This is a genomic window from Candidatus Omnitrophota bacterium (assembly GCA_041649175.1).
GTDB lineage: Bacteria > Omnitrophota > Gorgyraeia > Zapsychrales > JBAZNR01 > JBAZNR01.
The window spans coordinates 372491-388443 of the sequence record JBAZNR010000002.1 but is presented as its reverse complement, the minus strand read 5'-3'; the positions used below and the strand labels follow the sequence as shown (position 1 = coordinate 388443).

General features: G+C 43.0%; 14 protein-coding genes and 1 tRNA gene. 13 read left to right on the top strand and 2 right to left on the bottom strand.

Translation table 11 applies throughout. From position 1 onward, the window contains the following. From WC676_06950 to WC676_06940, 3 genes are all read left to right on the top strand, one after another. Positions 1-1313 (top strand): PilN domain-containing protein (locus WC676_06950; GenBank protein MFA5060346.1); only part of this gene is annotated, 1313 nt, incomplete at its 5' end. A 12-nt stretch (positions 1314-1325) separates the two neighbouring features. Then, a complete protein-coding gene (gene pilO, locus WC676_06945) occupies positions 1326-2144 on the top strand; it encodes a type 4a pilus biogenesis protein PilO (GenBank protein MFA5060345.1) in 819 nt (272 codons plus the stop codon). After that, complete coding sequence (locus WC676_06940; protein ID MFA5060344.1) at positions 2141-3100, top strand: tetratricopeptide repeat protein; 960 nt, start codon at positions 2141-2143, stop codon at positions 3098-3100. Before pilO ends, WC676_06940 begins: the two co-directional genes overlap by 4 nt. 8 nt (positions 3101-3108) lie before the next feature. On the opposite strand, the gene WC676_06935 is transcribed toward WC676_06940, so the two are convergent. Together WC676_06935 and WC676_06930 are read right to left on the bottom strand one after the other, a co-directional pair. Beyond that, positions 3109-5646 (bottom strand): STT3 domain-containing protein, encoded by a 2538-nt coding sequence (locus WC676_06935; GenBank protein ID MFA5060343.1) that lies wholly within the window; start codon positions 5644-5646, stop codon positions 3109-3111. A 19-nt stretch (positions 5647-5665) separates the two neighbouring features. After that, positions 5666-6430, bottom strand: a complete 765-nt coding sequence (locus WC676_06930; protein ID MFA5060342.1) for a trypsin-like peptidase domain-containing protein — start codon at positions 6428-6430, stop codon at positions 5666-5668. Positions 6431-6607: 177 nt separating this feature from the next. Here WC676_06930 and WC676_06925 point away from each other — a divergent pair. The 10 genes from WC676_06925 to WC676_06880 all read left to right on the top strand — a co-directional run bounded on the left by WC676_06925 (position 6608) and on the right by WC676_06880 (position 15952). Then, positions 6608-6683 (top strand) — tRNA-Lys (locus WC676_06925). A 43-nt stretch (positions 6684-6726) separates the two neighbouring features. Further along, complete coding sequence (locus WC676_06920) at positions 6727-7563, top strand: transketolase (protein MFA5060341.1); 837 nt, start codon at positions 6727-6729, stop codon at positions 7561-7563. Further along, positions 7556-8500, top strand: a complete 945-nt coding sequence (locus tag WC676_06915; GenBank protein MFA5060340.1) for a transketolase family protein — start codon at positions 7556-7558, stop codon at positions 8498-8500. Before WC676_06920 ends, WC676_06915 begins: the two co-directional genes overlap by 8 nt. An 8-nt stretch (positions 8501-8508) precedes the next feature. Then, positions 8509-9642 (top strand): transaldolase, encoded by a 1134-nt coding sequence (gene tal / locus WC676_06910; protein ID MFA5060339.1) that lies wholly within the window; start codon positions 8509-8511, stop codon positions 9640-9642. A 12-nt stretch (positions 9643-9654) separates the two neighbouring features. After that, positions 9655-10083 carry a DUF2231 domain-containing protein gene (locus tag WC676_06905; GenBank protein ID MFA5060338.1) on the top strand — a complete coding sequence of 143 codons (429 nt, stop codon included), beginning with the start codon at positions 9655-9657 and terminating at the stop codon, positions 10081-10083. 113 nt (positions 10084-10196) lie between these two features. Continuing rightward, the gene (locus WC676_06900; GenBank protein ID MFA5060337.1) at positions 10197-12146 is read left to right on the top strand and encodes an ATP-binding protein; all 1950 of its coding nucleotides are present in this window, start codon (positions 10197-10199) and stop codon (positions 12144-12146) included. Continuing rightward, the gene (locus WC676_06895) at positions 12146-12646 is read left to right on the top strand and encodes a response regulator (GenBank protein ID MFA5060336.1); all 501 of its coding nucleotides are present in this window, start codon (positions 12146-12148) and stop codon (positions 12644-12646) included. The genes WC676_06900 and WC676_06895 overlap by 1 nt, the downstream gene beginning before the upstream one ends. Positions 12647-12675: 29 nt before the next feature. Then, entirely contained in the window at positions 12676-13167 is a 492-nt protein-coding gene (locus tag WC676_06890) for a response regulator (GenBank protein ID MFA5060335.1), read from the top strand. A gap of 7 nt (positions 13168-13174) precedes the next feature. Continuing rightward, entirely contained in the window at positions 13175-14659 is a 1485-nt protein-coding gene (locus WC676_06885; GenBank protein ID MFA5060334.1) for an AMP-binding protein, read from the top strand. An 18-nt stretch (positions 14660-14677) separates the two neighbouring features. Beyond that, positions 14678-15952 carry a thiolase family protein gene (locus WC676_06880; GenBank protein MFA5060333.1) on the top strand — a complete coding sequence of 425 codons (1275 nt, stop codon included), beginning with the start codon at positions 14678-14680 and terminating at the stop codon, positions 15950-15952. Position 15953: the final 1 nt, after the last annotated feature.

The following is a 15953-nucleotide window of genomic DNA, read 5'->3' as shown; positions in this document are numbered from 1 at the left end:
AAAAAGCAAACGACATTTATATTGTCAACCCCAATACCACGATCACGAAAAATATTGAAATTCCTTCCCTGGACCCCAACGAAATAAAATCTATTATTGATCTGCAGGCCGGACGCCATACTCCTTATTCACGCGAGGAAATTATCATTGATTACGTGAATATCGGGGTTTATCAGAGAAACTACAGCAAGGTTCTTCTGGTGATCGTTAATCGCAATGTTCTAAAAAATCAGCTGCTCATTTTAGAGCAGTCAGGGCTAGTCATTGAGAAAGTATTCTTTACTTCTGAAAATATAGCACGATTTTATTCTAAGGCTCTTAATCTTGTCGCGGCGGAAACTCCGACGGGGATCATCAATGTTACGGCAAATGCTACTGATTTTACGGTTGCTTTTAAAGGAACGGTTATCGCTTGCAGAAATATTCCGGTCGGTGCCGCTCAGCTTATCGCGGAAGGGCAGCCGGCCCGAGATAAGTTTATCAGCGAACTGAAGAAATCCATTGAATCTTACCAAAGCGAAGATATCGAAAAAGCCCCGGACACGTTTGTATTGACGAGCGATCATAGTTATTTAAAAGACTTACAGCCTTTTTTAAAAGAATCGCTTAGTAACAATGTGAAGATCGTTCCGTATTTTGATAATCTTAAAATTGATCCCATGGCTCGTAAGGTTATTGCGGAGACAAATGGCGAATCATTTCTAGACGTGCTTTCGCCGATCTTGGCTTTTGATGAATCTCGCATTGACTTGATGCCGGAAGAATTACGCTTGCAGAGAACTCTGGAAGGCCAAAGAAAAGAATTAACGAAGTTGGGCGTTTTTGCCATTATCTTTCTTATTCTGGTTGGGGTTATATTTTTCAGTAAGGTGCAAACGAAGAATTCTTTTTTGATTAAATTAAAAAATACTCACGAGCCTAAACGCAAAGAGGCGCAAGTGCTAGAGAAGATATCCTCGAAAACAAGAATAGTTAAAGATTACCTTAACGGCCGCATGATCGGACTGGAGGCTTTAAATGAGCTTTATCGCCTTGTCCCCGAAGAGATCTACCTGAGCAGTATTTCTATGGATGACCAGGGAGTTATTACTATTCAGGGGACTTCAGAATCAATGTCGCGCGTCTTTTCCCTGGTGACAGACCTGGAAAATTCCGACTTATTTAAAGGTGTTAAAACAAAATCAACAACGGCAAAAAAAGAGCGCGGCAAGGATGTGGCAGCGTTTGAAGTTGCTTTTCGTTTAGAGAGCGCAAAAGATGAAGAAATTGCGGCGGAAGAAGAAGGCGGAGTTCCCGTCGAACAAGCTCCTTAAAGAGTAAAACCTATGGTTACAGATTTCATATCTAAGCTTTCGGAAAAAGAGAAAAAGATCTTATATATCGCGCTTGGTTTTGTTGTCCTGGCGATCTGCGATCGTCTTTTTCTGGGGCCCGCATTGTCTAATTTGAAAGTTTTAGATGAAAGTATTCTTGAGCAAGAGGGGATCATAAAAAGTGATTCACGATTCTTAGCTTACAAAAATAAGATCTTAAAAGAAAATGAAGTGCTGAGCCCCTTTTACGCGCAAAAATCGCAAACAGAAGAAGAGATCATCGCGTCATTTCTAAAACAGCTTGAAATATTAGCAACAAGCGCGAAAATAAATCTCGCCAAAGTTAGCCCTGCTGACTCAAAGCAAAAAAAAGGATATGTGGAATATTATGCAAGCTTAGAATGCGACGGGCGCCTAGAAGATGTGGTTAAATTTATGCATGCGGTTGATGCTTCGGATGATCTGTTAAAAATATCAAAGATCTCGATGGCTCCTAAGCGGGCAGGGTCTGAAGAGATCAGCGCGTCTATGACCGTTGTTAAGCTGATCTTAGGAACTCCTGCGACTGAACTCGAGGAATTGAAGACCATTGAATCAGGGGCTGAGACTGGCAGCTCCGGTAAAAAGGTCAGTGGCAAAGCGGGTGAGTCGGGTAAAGGGCAGCAGGTCAAAGAAGGCAGTGGTTCTGAACAGAAACTTTCGGAAAGAATTCAGATGAAGAAAAGCGTGAAAGCGCTTGAGCGAGAAGCAAAGCCGGAAGAGGTAGAGCCGATTAAGCCAAGCATATTTGAGAAAATAACCGGGCAGGCAGACGAGGCAGAGGAAGAATGAAGAAGTATTTTATGATGACCGCTCTCATGCTTTTTGCTTTTTTTGCAGGATCTTTGGCTTTTTCCGCGGAAGATGCCCTACGGGATCCTAAGGCGATCTTTGAGCAAGCTAATAAGCTATACAATGAAAGCCAGCTTGATAAAGCTATTGAGCTTTACGAGAAATTGATCGATATGGATTCTAATTTTGCGAAAGCATACAACGGTTTAGGATTAGCTTATCAGGCCAACGGGGTAAGTCCGGCTGAGGTGGTTTGGTATTTTAAAACCGCGACGGAGATCGATCCTCAATATAAAGAAGCCTTTGAAAATCTGGCCAAGGCTTACTATGGTATGGGTGATTTTCCAAAAGCAGAAGAGGCCTGTAAAAAAGCTTTGGAGATCGACCCGGATCTGGTCAGTGCTCAGTTTTCCTTGGGGTGGATCTATCTTTTGGGTAAGTCGCAGCCGGCACAGGCTATTTATTATTTTAAGAAAGTTCTTGAAAGGGCCAAGATACCGCTGGTGCATTATGGGCTAGGTATTGCTTATTTCATGAACGATCAAAGTGAATTAACCCTGGAATCGATTACGAACTTGCGAGAACTTAGCCAGGACGATTTGGCGACCAGGCTTGAAAATCTAATTCGCGGCCATTATCCTGTTCCCGGAGAAGAAGGCCCCCTGGTTGATATTCAGCCTTTTCCGGTCCAGGAAAAAGGCGTTTTGGTTAGATCCGGAGAGAAGAAAAAAGTTGTTGAAGAGCCTCCGAGTAGTTTTGGAGGGGTTACAAAAATACGGGTCAAAGGGAAAATCTTGCCTCCGGAAAAATCTCAACTCGAAGAGAAGAGAGTTCTGGAATATGGCGAGAATCCTCCGCCTTCTGCGCCTCGACGACGTTCAGCACCGATCAGCACAAGAATTGGCGTCCGGGGCAATGTTAGTCTAGAAAATCCTCCTGACACAAATCCCCAATAAAGTTATTTTTAAAATTGAGTGTCTGCCGTAAATTTCTTCCAATCGACTTCAAAAACAGATATTTTTGTCCGGCCGGTCAGATCTTGCTCTTTTGTGAAGGGTGTAATGTATCGTAACCCTTTGCCATCAAAAAAGTAGAGCCGCATAAGAAGTGAATTACCAAGCCGCGGGTCAAGAAAAAGGCAAGAGTAGCGATTTTTTTCCTGGAACAATAAAACCGAAAAAGATAAATTAGCATTAGCGAATTTCTTTTCAATCACGTCATTATTTTCTAGATAGAAAATGCTTTGTGGGATCCCTATCTTTGATTGCTCGGATATCAAAGCGCAATTCATATCGTTTAAGTTTATTCTTAAGCCGTTAGGGAAATGCACCACATTGTTCAAGACGGCGCGCTGGACAAAAATTTCGCTATAGTTTAGAGGCCCTCCGATGGTGTCCCATAAAAAGCGTATGTATTGCGGCGAGTTACGCGGCGGAACTTGTTTTAATAGTTTCTTATCAGCGCTTATTTCTTCCATCTTTTTGAAATTCCATCGACCCACAAAACCCAATTCTAGATTTTTTTCGACCATGTCATTGTAAAGAAAGAAATATGATGAAGGGGGAAGAGCATGTGTTAAGGATAGTAAATGCTCAACTTGTTCTTCGGTTAGAATGTCCCCAAGAGCTATAGCGGCATCGCGCGCGTTAAGCGATGTAACTTGATGGATCTTTGCAACAGCAACGGAAAGTTTTATTCCGAGGCTTTGTAAATATTCGCTTGCCTGGTTTGCGCTGTTATTGATCATTCGTAAAATGCCTAGAGCTTGCCGCTCATTTTGACTTAAAAAGACGTTGGCAAGCCAGTAAGCCTGCGGATTGTTGATGGTCGCTCCGTCAAATGTGACGCGCCGCTGAGCCATCGAAGTAATAAAATGTCCGGGCGGCCACCAGGAGTTAACGATGCTTTCTTCGGGAGTATCAGATCTTATTTTGGTCAATGCCTTATCCCATATTGCGTTGAAGATCGGCCTTTGTTCTAAAGAAAAATTATGCGCGGTTCGAATAGAAAAAAAGAGCATTGTGCACAGCCCTAAGGAAATGAAAGCATAGAAAGTTACCTTAAAAGGCAAGAAAGCTAATTTTGCGGCAAGAATATTCCTTGATCTTTCAAAAGCATATTGTAATCCATAAGGAAAAAGGATGCTAAGCGCAATAAGCGAAAGCAGCGCAAAACGTTCGGCGCGTAACGCGATAAATAAAGAAAAAAAGAATAAAAAGGCGATAGCAATGAATTTTAGCGGATCTTCTTTTTTTGAGGCCCTAAAAGCTCTGATGCCGTATCCGACAAGCCCGAGGACGGCGAATGAAAAGACGGCTATTCCTCCGTCCAGTGAAATAATATTGTTGAGGGAAGTTTTCTTAAGTTCTCCGACGCTGATAAAAAGATCCGGCCAAAGCCTTAATTGAGGAGTTAAGAAATTCTTCAGCGCATTCCAGCCTTCCAGAAAGAGAATGAAGAATTCTTTGGCTCCGAACGTGACCCCAATGCCAACCAAACTCGTTAATTGCACGATAGCAAGATAGAAAAAAAGATCTTTTGTCCGCAGTTTTTCTTTTTTACCAAAATGGTTATAAATGAGCATTGCGATGCTTGCCAAAAAAATAATGCTTAAGATATAAACCCATCCTTGCCAGAAAAATGCATAAAGAGTAATTAAAGAGGAGCAGGCGACGGCGATGCCAAAAGCCGATTTGACTTGGTTTTTTCTTAGGCGGTCTATTCCTAGAAATAGGAAAGCTAAGATCAAGGGAGCGAAAAAGACATTATAAGGGTCGTTGTCGTACCAGCCCCAAGCACTTCGTTGAAGGAACATGGGAGAAAGCGAAAGAAAAATGGTGCCGAGGAAAGAGGAGATCCGGCCGCATCCCAGTAAGTTCCATATCATAGAATAAGGGATGAGGCATAAAATAAAGAGAACGATCGGGACAAAACCAACCGCTTGCATAAGTTCAATGTTGCGGTTAAAAAAAGAAAGTATTTTATAAAACCCAAATCCCACGAAGGGATGCAGTGTGAATGGTTCCCAGTGTTCTGTGGGCGCTAGCATCAACTTGTTGAGGTATTTGCTTCCTTTAATGGTGTCGGCGATTTTTCCGGTTCGAACGATATTTCGAGTCAGGGAAAAATAGTAGTAAGGGTCGGCTTCTAAAAGATAAGGCCCGTTATCGCGGTCAGTTTCGGTCAGGTCAATTTCTTTGGCCATTTTATCAATGCTAAGGCGGACATTTGCCTTGTTTTTCCGAACGAGTTTATTGAATTCCTCCTCGGCGATTTGATTTTGCTGCGAGGGAGGCATTTGGGGGAATTTTTTCTGAATATCGTGTTGAGTGGCGCTTTTTAGGCGCGTTACGACGAGTAAGCTGGCTTTTTCGCTGGCCGCGGATGAGGTGTAGTTTAAAAATGGGTAGAGCCGGAAATAAACTCCGATCGCCGCGGAGCTTAAAAAGATCAGGACATAGATGATGATTTTCTTGGCGGAAGAGCTGAATATGTTTTTCATAAATGTTTTTGAATCTTCCTTAAGGATTTGTTGGATGGCTTAAGAATTCAAGGTATCTTTTCTTTATCTGGTTGGACGGAATAATAAAACTGGAACGATCTTTTGTTTTTTGTCCCGCAACGATGAGCCCGACCAAGTGGCCTTTGGTATCAAAAACCGGCCCGCCACTGTCGCCGCGGTATAAGTTCATATCAACTTGCAGAAGAGCAGTTTTAGCATCGTCAGGTTGTTGCTCAGATGCGTGTGAGCCTATCCCAATGATCCTTCCTCCGGAAATTGTGTCAGTAAGAAGCTCGGAGCCGCCGACCATTACAACCTCATCATCTAATTTTATTTGGTCAGAATCGGCGAATTCAATGACTCTCAGAGGATGTGGCGCCGTAATATGCAAGAGGGCTAGATCTTCTTTTTCAATGATGCCTAGAATTTTAGCGGGAATTTCTGTTTTGTCATCCAAGGTTACGGTAACTCGCCCTGACTGCTTAACGATGTGCGCATTGGTGGCGATAATGCCTCGAGGGTCAATGATGACGCCGGAACCGTTTCGATTGTATTGTGCTGTTTTTACGTTTCTAAGGACGATGATCCGTCCGGATTGTTTGTCAAAGGCGGCTGCGGGGCGCTGGTCCGACAAAAGCCCGGCATTTTCGGATTGAATAGTGACGATCGAGGGAAGTGTGTTTTGTACGGTTTCAATGATGGATGGCTGGGCCAGGGCAGATTTCGACCATGTATTTATTGTCACAAGGAAAAAAATAAAAAGAAATAAAGTATTTCTGGTCATTAGCGTATTAGAAATGAATTTTTGCTTGAATAACTTCTCCCATTGTACTCTACGAAAGTTTTTAGTTCAAGAATCGTTTTTGATATTGGAAGAGAAAATTAACTTAATTCTTTTGTGGTTTAAAATCTTGCCTAATTTTGTTTCAATGTTATAATACTTTCGCTTTTTTGAAATTTAGGGCCATTAGCTCATCTGGTAGAGCATCTGACTCTTAATCAGAGGGTGGCAGGTTCGAGTCCTGCATGGCCCACCAATATCCGTGAAAATACCAGAGAATACCAACAGAAGGAAGATCATTGTCTGCCAAGCCTTTTGATATTGCCGCATTAAAGATAAAAGCCGTACAGCTGCGCAAAGAAATCCTCGAAACACTTTTCTGTTCCGGTTCTGGCCATCCCGGAGGGTCTTTATCGGCCGTCGAAATCTTTTTAACCCTTTATTTTTATAAATTAAAGCACGATCCGAAAAATCCTCGCTGGGACGACCGTGATCGGCTCATTGTCTCGAAAGGGCATGTTTCGCCGGTTGTTTACGTGACCCTGGCCAATTGCGGCTATTTTCCAAAAGATGAACTTAAAACATTTCGAAAATTGGGCAGCCGTTTGCAGGGCCATGTTCACACAAAAGTTCCTGGCGTGGAATTTAGTACCGGCTCTCTAGGTCACGGGCTATCGGTCGCTAATGGGATCGCTTTGGGTGCCAGGCTTTTAAAAAAAGATTTTAGAACATATTGCGTGATGGGCGACGGCGAAATTCAGGAAGGTTCCGTTTGGGAAGCGGCGATGACCGCGGCGCATCACAAGATCGACAATCTATGCGCTATTGTTGATTGCAATAAAGTTCAAGAAAACGGTCCGACGAATGAAATTAAGAGTTTGGAACCATTAAAAGCCAAATGGGAAAGTTTTGGCTGGTTTGTTTTGGAGGTTGACGGCCACAATTTAAAAGAATTAAAAGACGCGTTTGATAAAGCAGATACGATTAAAAACAAGCCGACAGTTATTCTTGCCAACACCATTAAGGGGAAAGGTGTTTCATTTATGGAGGGCCAATCCAAATGGCACGGAAAAGCTCCTAATAAAGAACAACTCGAAGCGGCTCTCAAAGAATTAAGCGAGGGAAACCATGTCTGATCTTAAAATGATCCCTACGCGCGATGGTTTTGGCGAAGAGTTAGTTGAGTTGGGTCATAAAAATAAAAATATTGTTGTTTTGTCCGGTGACCTGGAAGACGCGACACGCGCCGAATATTTCAAATTTAAATTTCCGGAACGATTTTTCAATTTAGGGATTACTGAGCAAGATGTGGTCGCAACGGCGGCGGGCTTAAGCTGTGTGGGATTTATTCCGTTCGCAACTTCCTTTGCGGTTTTTCTTACCAATCGCGCGTATGATATGATCCGCTTGGATGTCTGCTATAACAACTGTAATGTTAAAGTGGTCTGTTCGCATGCGGGAGTTACGGTGGGAGAAGACGGGGCATCAGCTCAGTGTTTGGAAGATTTTGCGATCATGCGCGTTTTGCCTAACATCGTTGTGCTCTGTCCGGTTGATACCATTGAAGCGCGCAAGGCAACACGTGCTATTGTTGATTTTAAAGGCCCCGTTTATATGCGCACCAGCCGAGCGCCGTTTCCGGTTTTAACGAAAGAATCAGATTCTTTTACCATTGGTAAGGCGAATATCCTCAGAGAAGGTAAAGATGTCACACTCATTGGCTGTGGATTGATGGTTCATGAATCTCTCCAAGCCGCCGAGCTTTTGAAAAAAGAAGGCATTGAAGCTCGCGTCATTAACATGCATACCATAAAACCCATTGATCAAAATGCTATTATTGAATCAGCTAAAAAAACCGGCGCGATCGTTACTGCCGAAGAACATCAGATCAACGGCGGATTAGGAAGCGCGGTTGCCGAAGTCTTATCCCAAAATCATCCCACACCTTTAGAAATGGTAGCTGTTCACGATTCATTCGGAGAGTCCGGAGATCCGCAAGGGTTGCTCAAGAAATATGGGCTTAAAGACGTGGATATTGCCGCTGCCGCCCGAAAAGCCATTAAAAGAAAATAGGAGGAAATATGCCCAAGACCACAATTACGCAGTTGGCTAATTTTGGTCAAAGCATTTGGCTGGATTATATCAGCCGGTCCATGATCAAAAGCGGCAAGCTTAGAGAATGGATTCGTCTAGGTTTGCGCGGCATGACATCTAATCCTACTATTTTTAATCAGGCCATCAGCCAAAGTGCTGATTACGACGAACAAATCGTTAAATTAGCCGGGGAAGGAAGAAATACTTTTGAAATTTATGATGAACTAACAACTCAAGATGTGCGCGATGCGGCGGACGCATTTCGCGGTATTTATGAATCAACCAGTGGTTTGGATGGTTATGTTAGCCTTGAGATCGATCCACGTTTAGCAATGAAAGCGCAAGAATCCATTGATGAAGGCGTGCGATTGTTCAAGAAAGTTGGGCGTTCTAATGTTATGATCAAAGTTCCGGCGACATCAGCCGGATTTTTTATTGCGGAAGAATTATTGAGCCAAGGGATCAATGTTAATGTAACTCTTATTTTCTCGCTGGATCAGTATATCCAGACAGCGATGGCGTTTGTCAAAGGAATGAGCCGGCTGGGCAATAAAAAGATCAATTTAAACTCAACACACTCAGTTGCCAGTGTTTTTATTAGCCGTATTGACACGACGGTTGATAAACTGCTTGAGCAAAGAAGTGCCGACGAATCTGATCTTAAACTTAAGAATAAAATCTTAGCTTTGCGGGGGCAGGCCGCTGTTGCTAATTCAAGGCTTATCTTTCAACAATTTGAACAAATATTTTCTGAGAAATCGTTTGGGGCTTTATCTAAAAAACATGCAAAACCTCAGCGCGTTCTTTGGGCTTCGACAGGGACGAAAAATCCGCAGTATAGTGATATTAAGTATGTTACAGAACTTATCGCAAAGCCAACGGTTAATACATTGCCGGAAAAAACCCTGCAAGCATTTCTAGATCACGGTGTCGTAAAAGAAGCTTTTGTGGAAAGCGCAAAAGAATCGCAAAAGATCATTACGGCGCTAAATAAGAACGGCATTAACATCAATTATGTTTGTTCTCAGCTCCTCTCCGAAGGTATCGCGGCTTTTGAAAAGTCATTTAACGAGCTTTTGGCTTCTATTGAAGCAAAGGCGCGCAGTCTATGCGTCAAATAAAAGAGGTGGGCAGTGCCTGAAATAGAATTGCATCTTCATCCGATGCTGGTTCATTTCCCGATCGCGCTTTTTCCAAGCGCCCTGATACTTTATGTTTTTGGGATTGTTCTAAAAAAAGAAAATTTTCGGCAGGCAGCTTTATATGTTTATATTCTAGGAACATTGCTAACACCTTTAGCTGTTGTAACCGGGCTTGAGGAAGCGCAAGAATATGGCTTGAAGCATCCTGTTTTTTATGCGCATCGTTTTTTTGCTTTTTGGGTTTTGGGCCTTTCTTGGGTGTCGTTACCTATTCTTTGCTTTATCCAAAGGAAAAAGAATTCTTGGTTTAAGGCAGTGTTTTTGGCGTTGCTTATTTTTCTTACCGGCTTTGTTATGGTTGCCGGCTATCATGGCGGGCGCTTAGTTTATGAATTTGCTATTGGCATTGAAAGCCACTAGAGCCGTAAAATTGCAGTAAAATCTGAAACCCGATTTTCATAAAGAAAATCGGGTTTTTGTTTTGATTTTCTTAAACCCTTCGCTACAATAATACTAGTATAAATATTCAACCTATGCCCAAACTAACAAAAGCGCGCATTAATTCTGTAGGTATTTCTTCATCTCAAATTTCTTTTATATTCTTTTATGTTCTCATTATTCTTCTTTGTTTTCTTTTGAGTTGGTTTTTTGTGAAATTCATCGGAGATCATGAAAAAAAGACACAAAAAGCCAATTTTCTTTCTCAGGTTAGGATTTTGGCTGCAGCTGTCAGAAATGACAGCGTGCAGAGTTTAACTGGTAGTGAAAATGACTTAATAAAGCCAGAATACCTTCGCTTAAAAGAACAGATGACCCAGGTTGTTAAAGCCAATCCAACGCTACGTTTTGCTTATTTGATGGGGAAAAAGGATGATAAGGTCATTTTCCTTGTTGACGGAGAAGACCCGGATTCTCCGGACTATTCATCTCCGGGAGAGGTTTATGAGGAGGCTTCAACGGAGCTTCGTGCTTTGTTTACTGGCGGCGATGGATTTGTCGAAGGGCCTTTAACTGATCGCTGGGGAACGTGGGTTTCCGCGCTTATTCCGCTAAAAGATGCTGAGACAAATGACGTGATCGCTGTCATGGGGCTTGATGTTGATGCGTCAACGTGGGAACGTGATATTATTTCTCAACAAATTGTCGCGGGGGTCATTTCATTCTTATTTTTCTGGGTTTTTATTATTTCTTTCTTCTCGGTTCGCCAACAGAAAAGAATGATCAGAAAGTTAGCGATCAGTGAAGAACGTTTCCGCCATATGGCGGACGGGACCGGTGACTGGATATGGGAAACCAATACCGATGGGATGTATATGTATTCAAGTCATGCCGTTACGGATGTCCTTGGTTATGCGCCATCAGAAATTGTCCAAAAGAAATATTTCTATGATTTTTGTTTTCCGGAAGATCGCGAACAGGCCATGCAGAATGTTGTAAAAACCAGAGAAAAAGGGGATTTGGTCATTGAGGAGATAGGCCGTCGACGACACAAAGATGGCCATGAGGTCTTCTTGGAAGTTAAGGGATTTGCCATCCACAATAGCCGAGGACATATTATCGGTTACCGGGGGGTTGATCGGGACATTACAGATTTAAAGAAAAAAGAGCGGCTTATTGAGGAAAATCAAAAGCAATTAGAGCTTGCGAACAAAATCTTAAAAGATAATCAATCCGCTCTTAAGGGGATGGTCAAAGACCTTGAAGTTGCGAATAGCGAGATCAAGGAAACACAAAATCAGCTGATCCAAACAGAGAAAATGGCGGCGGTCGGTGTCTTGGCTTCTGGCGTAGCACATGAAATTAAAAATCCTTTGGCCGTTATCTTGCAGGGCATTGAGCGCCTTGAGAAAGTCCTTCCGGAGAAAGGCACAAAGGGTTTTGAATATATGACGATGGTTAGAAACGCCGCGGTTAGAGCCAATAAGGTTGTTAACGCGCTTTTAAAGTTTGCCCGGTCATCTCAGCTTGAGCTAAAGCCTATCAATGTTCGCGATGTTATTGAGCCTGCGGTACTTCTTATTGAAAGCACAGCCAAAACCAACAATGTGAAAGTTACCTGTCAATATCCTCCGGAAGATTTCTTTGTTATGGGAGACGGAGTTATCTTGCAGCAAGTTTTCTTCGATCTCTTTGCTAACGCGATCGATGCCATGCCGCAAGGAGGAGAAATCACCGTCGTGGGTTATCCTCAAACATCGTCCGCTTTGCACGATGCGGCTGAGAAATTTATTATTGAAGTGAAAGATACCGGGACAGGCATTGACCCGGAACATCTTCCGTTCGTTTTTGACCCGTTTTTTACGACCAAGGAACCTGGGAAAGGGACAGGGCTTGGGCTCAGCACGGTTTATTTGATCTTAGAGCGGCATCAGGGGTCTATTCATGTCGAAAGCAAGCAAGGTCAGGGAACAACATTTTTTATTATGCTTCCGATGTGCACAGAGCCGCAGGAAAAGAAAAAAAATATCAGCGGAGGAAAATAATGGCTGATCCGATAAAGATTGCCTTGATCGATGATGAAGCGGACCTAGGGTTTTTGGTCAAATCGAATCTGGAGGAGACCGGAAAATTTAGTGTTTCAACTTTGTCGGAATCTGAAAAGGCCGAAGAATTCTGCAAGAGTGAAAATCCGGATATCATCTTGATGGATATCGTGATGCCAAAAAGAAATGGGGTAGAGGTAGCCAGTCTTCTTAAAAAAGATCCTGATACGGCGAAGATCCCCATTATTTTAGTTAGCGGCTTAGGTGAGATGGTTTATCAAAAAAAACAAAACAAATGGAGCTGGATGCCTAATCGTCCTGTCGTTCAGAATCGCGGTAATATTGTCCGCGAGAAAGACCCTGATCGCGCGATGGCGATCTATGGGGTCGATGGGTATCTGTCAAAACCATTTAACACGGAAACATTGGTTGCCTTGATCGAGGAAACATTAGCAAAGAAAAAGCTGAGGGAAAGCGAAGAGGGTTCCCAGTCGGAATAATAAAAACTAAATCTTAAAAGGAGATAGGTATGCCGGATAAGAAAAAGATTGTTCTAATTGATGATGAAGCGGATTTGTGCCTTTTGGTCAAAGATAATTTAGAGGCGACAGGTGAATTTGAAGTTGTCACGACGATAAATCCTAAAGAAGCGGAAGATATTTGCCGCAGAGAAAAGCCAGATGCGGTTTTAGTGGATAACATTATGCCCGGACGAAGAGGGTCAGAAATTGCCAAGGCCCTTAAGCAAGATGAGGAGCTTAAGAATATCCCTATCGTTATGGTAAGCGGAAAAGGGGAAATGGTCTATTCTAAAAAGAAGAAGCAGTTTCAGTGGCTTCCGAATAATCCGCTGACCAAAGACCGCGGGCAAATCGTGGAAAGCAAAGACCCGGAAGCTTTATCCAAAGGCTATGGGGTTGATGATTATGTCTCGAAACCTTTTGCCACCGAAACTTTAGTGGAAGTCATCAACAACGTTATTGCCATCGCGCGAAAGCGGGCGGAGGAATCTCAGGAATAAAATTTAAATGATAGACCCTTGGAAGAATTTGTCAAAATTATCCCGGGTTCAAGTTCGGGATTTGCAAAATAGATTACTACATAGTTTTTTAAATCGTCAAGTTTATCCGTTTAGTTCCTTTTATCGGAATTTATTTGATCAAAAACGGATCGACCCGCGAAAAATAAAAACAGTGGAGGATCTAAAGCATATTCCTTTGACTTCAAAGCGCGATTTTCTTGATTCGGGAAAGAATGCGGATCGGTTCAGAGATTTTATTTTGCAACCAGATCCGAAAACAATAAAAAAGTATCTTCCGGCTCATAAGTTAGCCAGTATGGCGTTAAGATCGGTTCTGCAGGGAAAACAGTTCGTTAAAGATGAAGTTTCCAAAGAATACCGGCCTGTTTTTATTACCTTTACGACGGGAACGACCGAAAGGCCGCTACCGTATGTTTATACAAAGCATGATATTAATAACTTATCTATTTCCGGATCGCGCATGGTAAGCCTGTTTGGTATTCAGGAATCGGAACATATTGTTAATTTATTTCCGTACGCGCCGCATTTAGCTTTCTGGCAAGTTGTTTTTGGGGGACTGTCTTCCGGCATCCTCATCCTTAGCACCGGAGGAGGGAAAGTTTCCGGCACCGAAGCTAGCATTGCCGCTCTTTTAAAAATGAAACCGGCTGTTGTCTTAGGTGTGCCGAGTTATTTGTATCATATCTTGCGCGCGGCAAAAGAAAAAGGATGCGACTTAAGTTTTATTAAAAAAGTTGTTTTAGGGGCGTCGCGTATTCCGGATACATTCAAAACACGCGTAACCGAACTTTTGTGTTCTTTGGGCTCAAAAGATCCTTTTATCTTTGGGACTTATGGGTTTACCGAGGCGCGCACAGCTTGGGCCGAATGTCCAGCTCCGGCAGGTGTTTCCAGCGGATATCATCTTTATCCGGATAAAGAGATCTTCGAGGTTATTGATCCGCAAACCGGTGAAATAAAGCGCGAAGGAGAAGATGGAGAATTAGTTTACACCTCTATTGATTCGCGCGGCAGCGCGGTTATCAGATATCGAACTGGTGATTTTGTGAAAGGCGGGATAACGTATGAGCCGTGCCCGTTTTGCCGAAGAACCGTTCCGCGTATTTCAAGTAATATTACGCGTATGTCGGATGTGAGGAGCCTTAAATTATCCAAAATCAAAGGGACATTGGTCGACTTAAATAGTTTTTCGGAAATCCTAGAAAAATTTGAACAAATTCCGGAATGGCAAATTGAGATCCGTAAAAAAGATAATGACCCATTCGAAATCGATGAAGTTATTGTTTATGTTTGCGTGAAAGACGGTGTTGATAAAGGGCAGATCGAAGAAGCGATCAAGAAAAATATTGTTTTGGCAACGGAAATTACGCCTAATGCCGTATTTTTTATTTCTTTTGATGAGATGGTGCGCCGCTTGGAGCTTGAAACATCTTCAAAAGAAAAGCGGATCATTGATGTTCGGCCGAAATAACCAATAGGGGAAAGAATCATGGAAAGAATTGCTATTGTCGAAGGGATACGGACACCATTTTGCAAGATTTCCACTTTGTTCGACCGCGTCAGCGCTCAGGAATTAGGGCGAATTGCTGTTCGCGAACTTATTGAACGGACCAGCCTTGATGTTGGCGTAGTTGATGAGGTTATCTTCGGTAATGTCGCGCAGCCAGCCGACGCCGCTAATATTTCCAGGGTTATCGCTCTTTTGGCCGGTATTCCGATCACGACACCCGCTTTTACGGTCCATCGAAATTGTGCATCAGGAATAGAAGCTGTTACAACAGCGTCGCTTAAAATTTTAAGCGGAGAGGCCCAGTGTATTATTGCCGGCGGCACAGAATCGATGAGCAACATTCCTTTTTTACTCACTAAAGATTTGCAAGATATGATTTTTAAGTGGGGGCGCGCAAAAACAATTGTTGAAAAAGCACAAATTGCATTATCTTTCAAGTTAAAATTTCTGACTCCGCGCGTTGGCCTTCATTTAGGATTAACTGATCCGGTTTGCGGCCTTAATATGGGGCAAACCGGAGAAGTTTTAGCTAAAGAGTTTGGCATTACTCGAAAAGAGCAAGATCAATTTGCGCTCCTGAGCCATCAGCGGGCTGTGGCCGCCAAAAAGGTTTTACGGGAAGAGATCGTTCCGGTCATTCCGGCCCCAAAATATCAAGCGGCTGTTGAGTCAGACAATGGCCCGCGTGAAAATCAAACGATGGAAGCCTTAGCAAAATTAAAGCCGATCTTTGAAAAGCAAACGGGAACGGTAACGGCGGGAAATTCAAGTCAAGTGACCGACGGAGCCGCGGCATTGCTGGTGATGAGTGAGAAAAAAGCACGAGAGCTTAATTTGGAGCCGCTGGGTTTTGTCCGGGCTTTTGCTGTTGCCGGCGTTGAGCCGCAACGAATGGGAATTGGCCCGGCGCATGCTATCCCGAAGGTTTTAAGAAAAGCCGGGCTTACCTTAAAGCAAATCCAGGCTATTGAGATCAATGAAGCGTTTGCAGCGCAAGTGCTGGCTTGTTTGCGCGCGCTTGATTCTCAAGAATTTGCCAAAGAATTCGGATATGAAGGTATTATCGGTAATGTAAACGCGGATATTCTCAATGTTAATGGCGGCTCCATTGCTTTGGGGCATCCTGTTGGCGCAACCGGCGCAAGATTGATCCTGACGATGTTAAAGCATCTGAAACGCGCAAATCTTAACCTTGGCCTTGTTTCATTGTGCATTGGCGGCGGGCAGGGCGCGGCTGTCATTTTAGAAAGGTAAA

Excerpts from the sequence above, each read along its gene's own strand:
- WC676_06930 (MFA5060342.1), bottom strand. The coding sequence starts at position 6,430 with ATGACCAGAAATACTTTATTTCTTTTTATTTTTTTCCTTGTGACAATA.
- WC676_06915 (MFA5060340.1), top strand. The coding sequence starts at position 7,556 with ATGTCTGATCTTAAAATGATCCCTACGCGCGATGGTTTTGGCGAAGAG.
- pilO (MFA5060345.1), top strand. The coding sequence starts at position 1,326 with ATGGTTACAGATTTCATATCTAAGCTTTCGGAAAAAGAGAAAAAGATC.
- WC676_06935 (MFA5060343.1), bottom strand. The coding sequence starts at position 5,646 with ATGAAAAACATATTCAGCTCTTCCGCCAAGAAAATCATCATCTATGTC.
- WC676_06890 (MFA5060335.1), top strand. The coding sequence starts at position 12,676 with ATGCCGGATAAGAAAAAGATTGTTCTAATTGATGATGAAGCGGATTTG.
- WC676_06895 (MFA5060336.1), top strand. The coding sequence starts at position 12,146 with ATGGCTGATCCGATAAAGATTGCCTTGATCGATGATGAAGCGGACCTA.
- WC676_06885 (MFA5060334.1), top strand. The coding sequence starts at position 13,175 with ATGATAGACCCTTGGAAGAATTTGTCAAAATTATCCCGGGTTCAAGTT.
- WC676_06880 (MFA5060333.1), top strand. The coding sequence starts at position 14,678 with ATGGAAAGAATTGCTATTGTCGAAGGGATACGGACACCATTTTGCAAG.
- WC676_06940 (MFA5060344.1), top strand. The coding sequence starts at position 2,141 with ATGAAGAAGTATTTTATGATGACCGCTCTCATGCTTTTTGCTTTTTTT.
- tal (MFA5060339.1), top strand. The coding sequence starts at position 8,509 with ATGCCCAAGACCACAATTACGCAGTTGGCTAATTTTGGTCAAAGCATT.
- WC676_06900 (MFA5060337.1), top strand. The coding sequence starts at position 10,197 with ATGCCCAAACTAACAAAAGCGCGCATTAATTCTGTAGGTATTTCTTCA.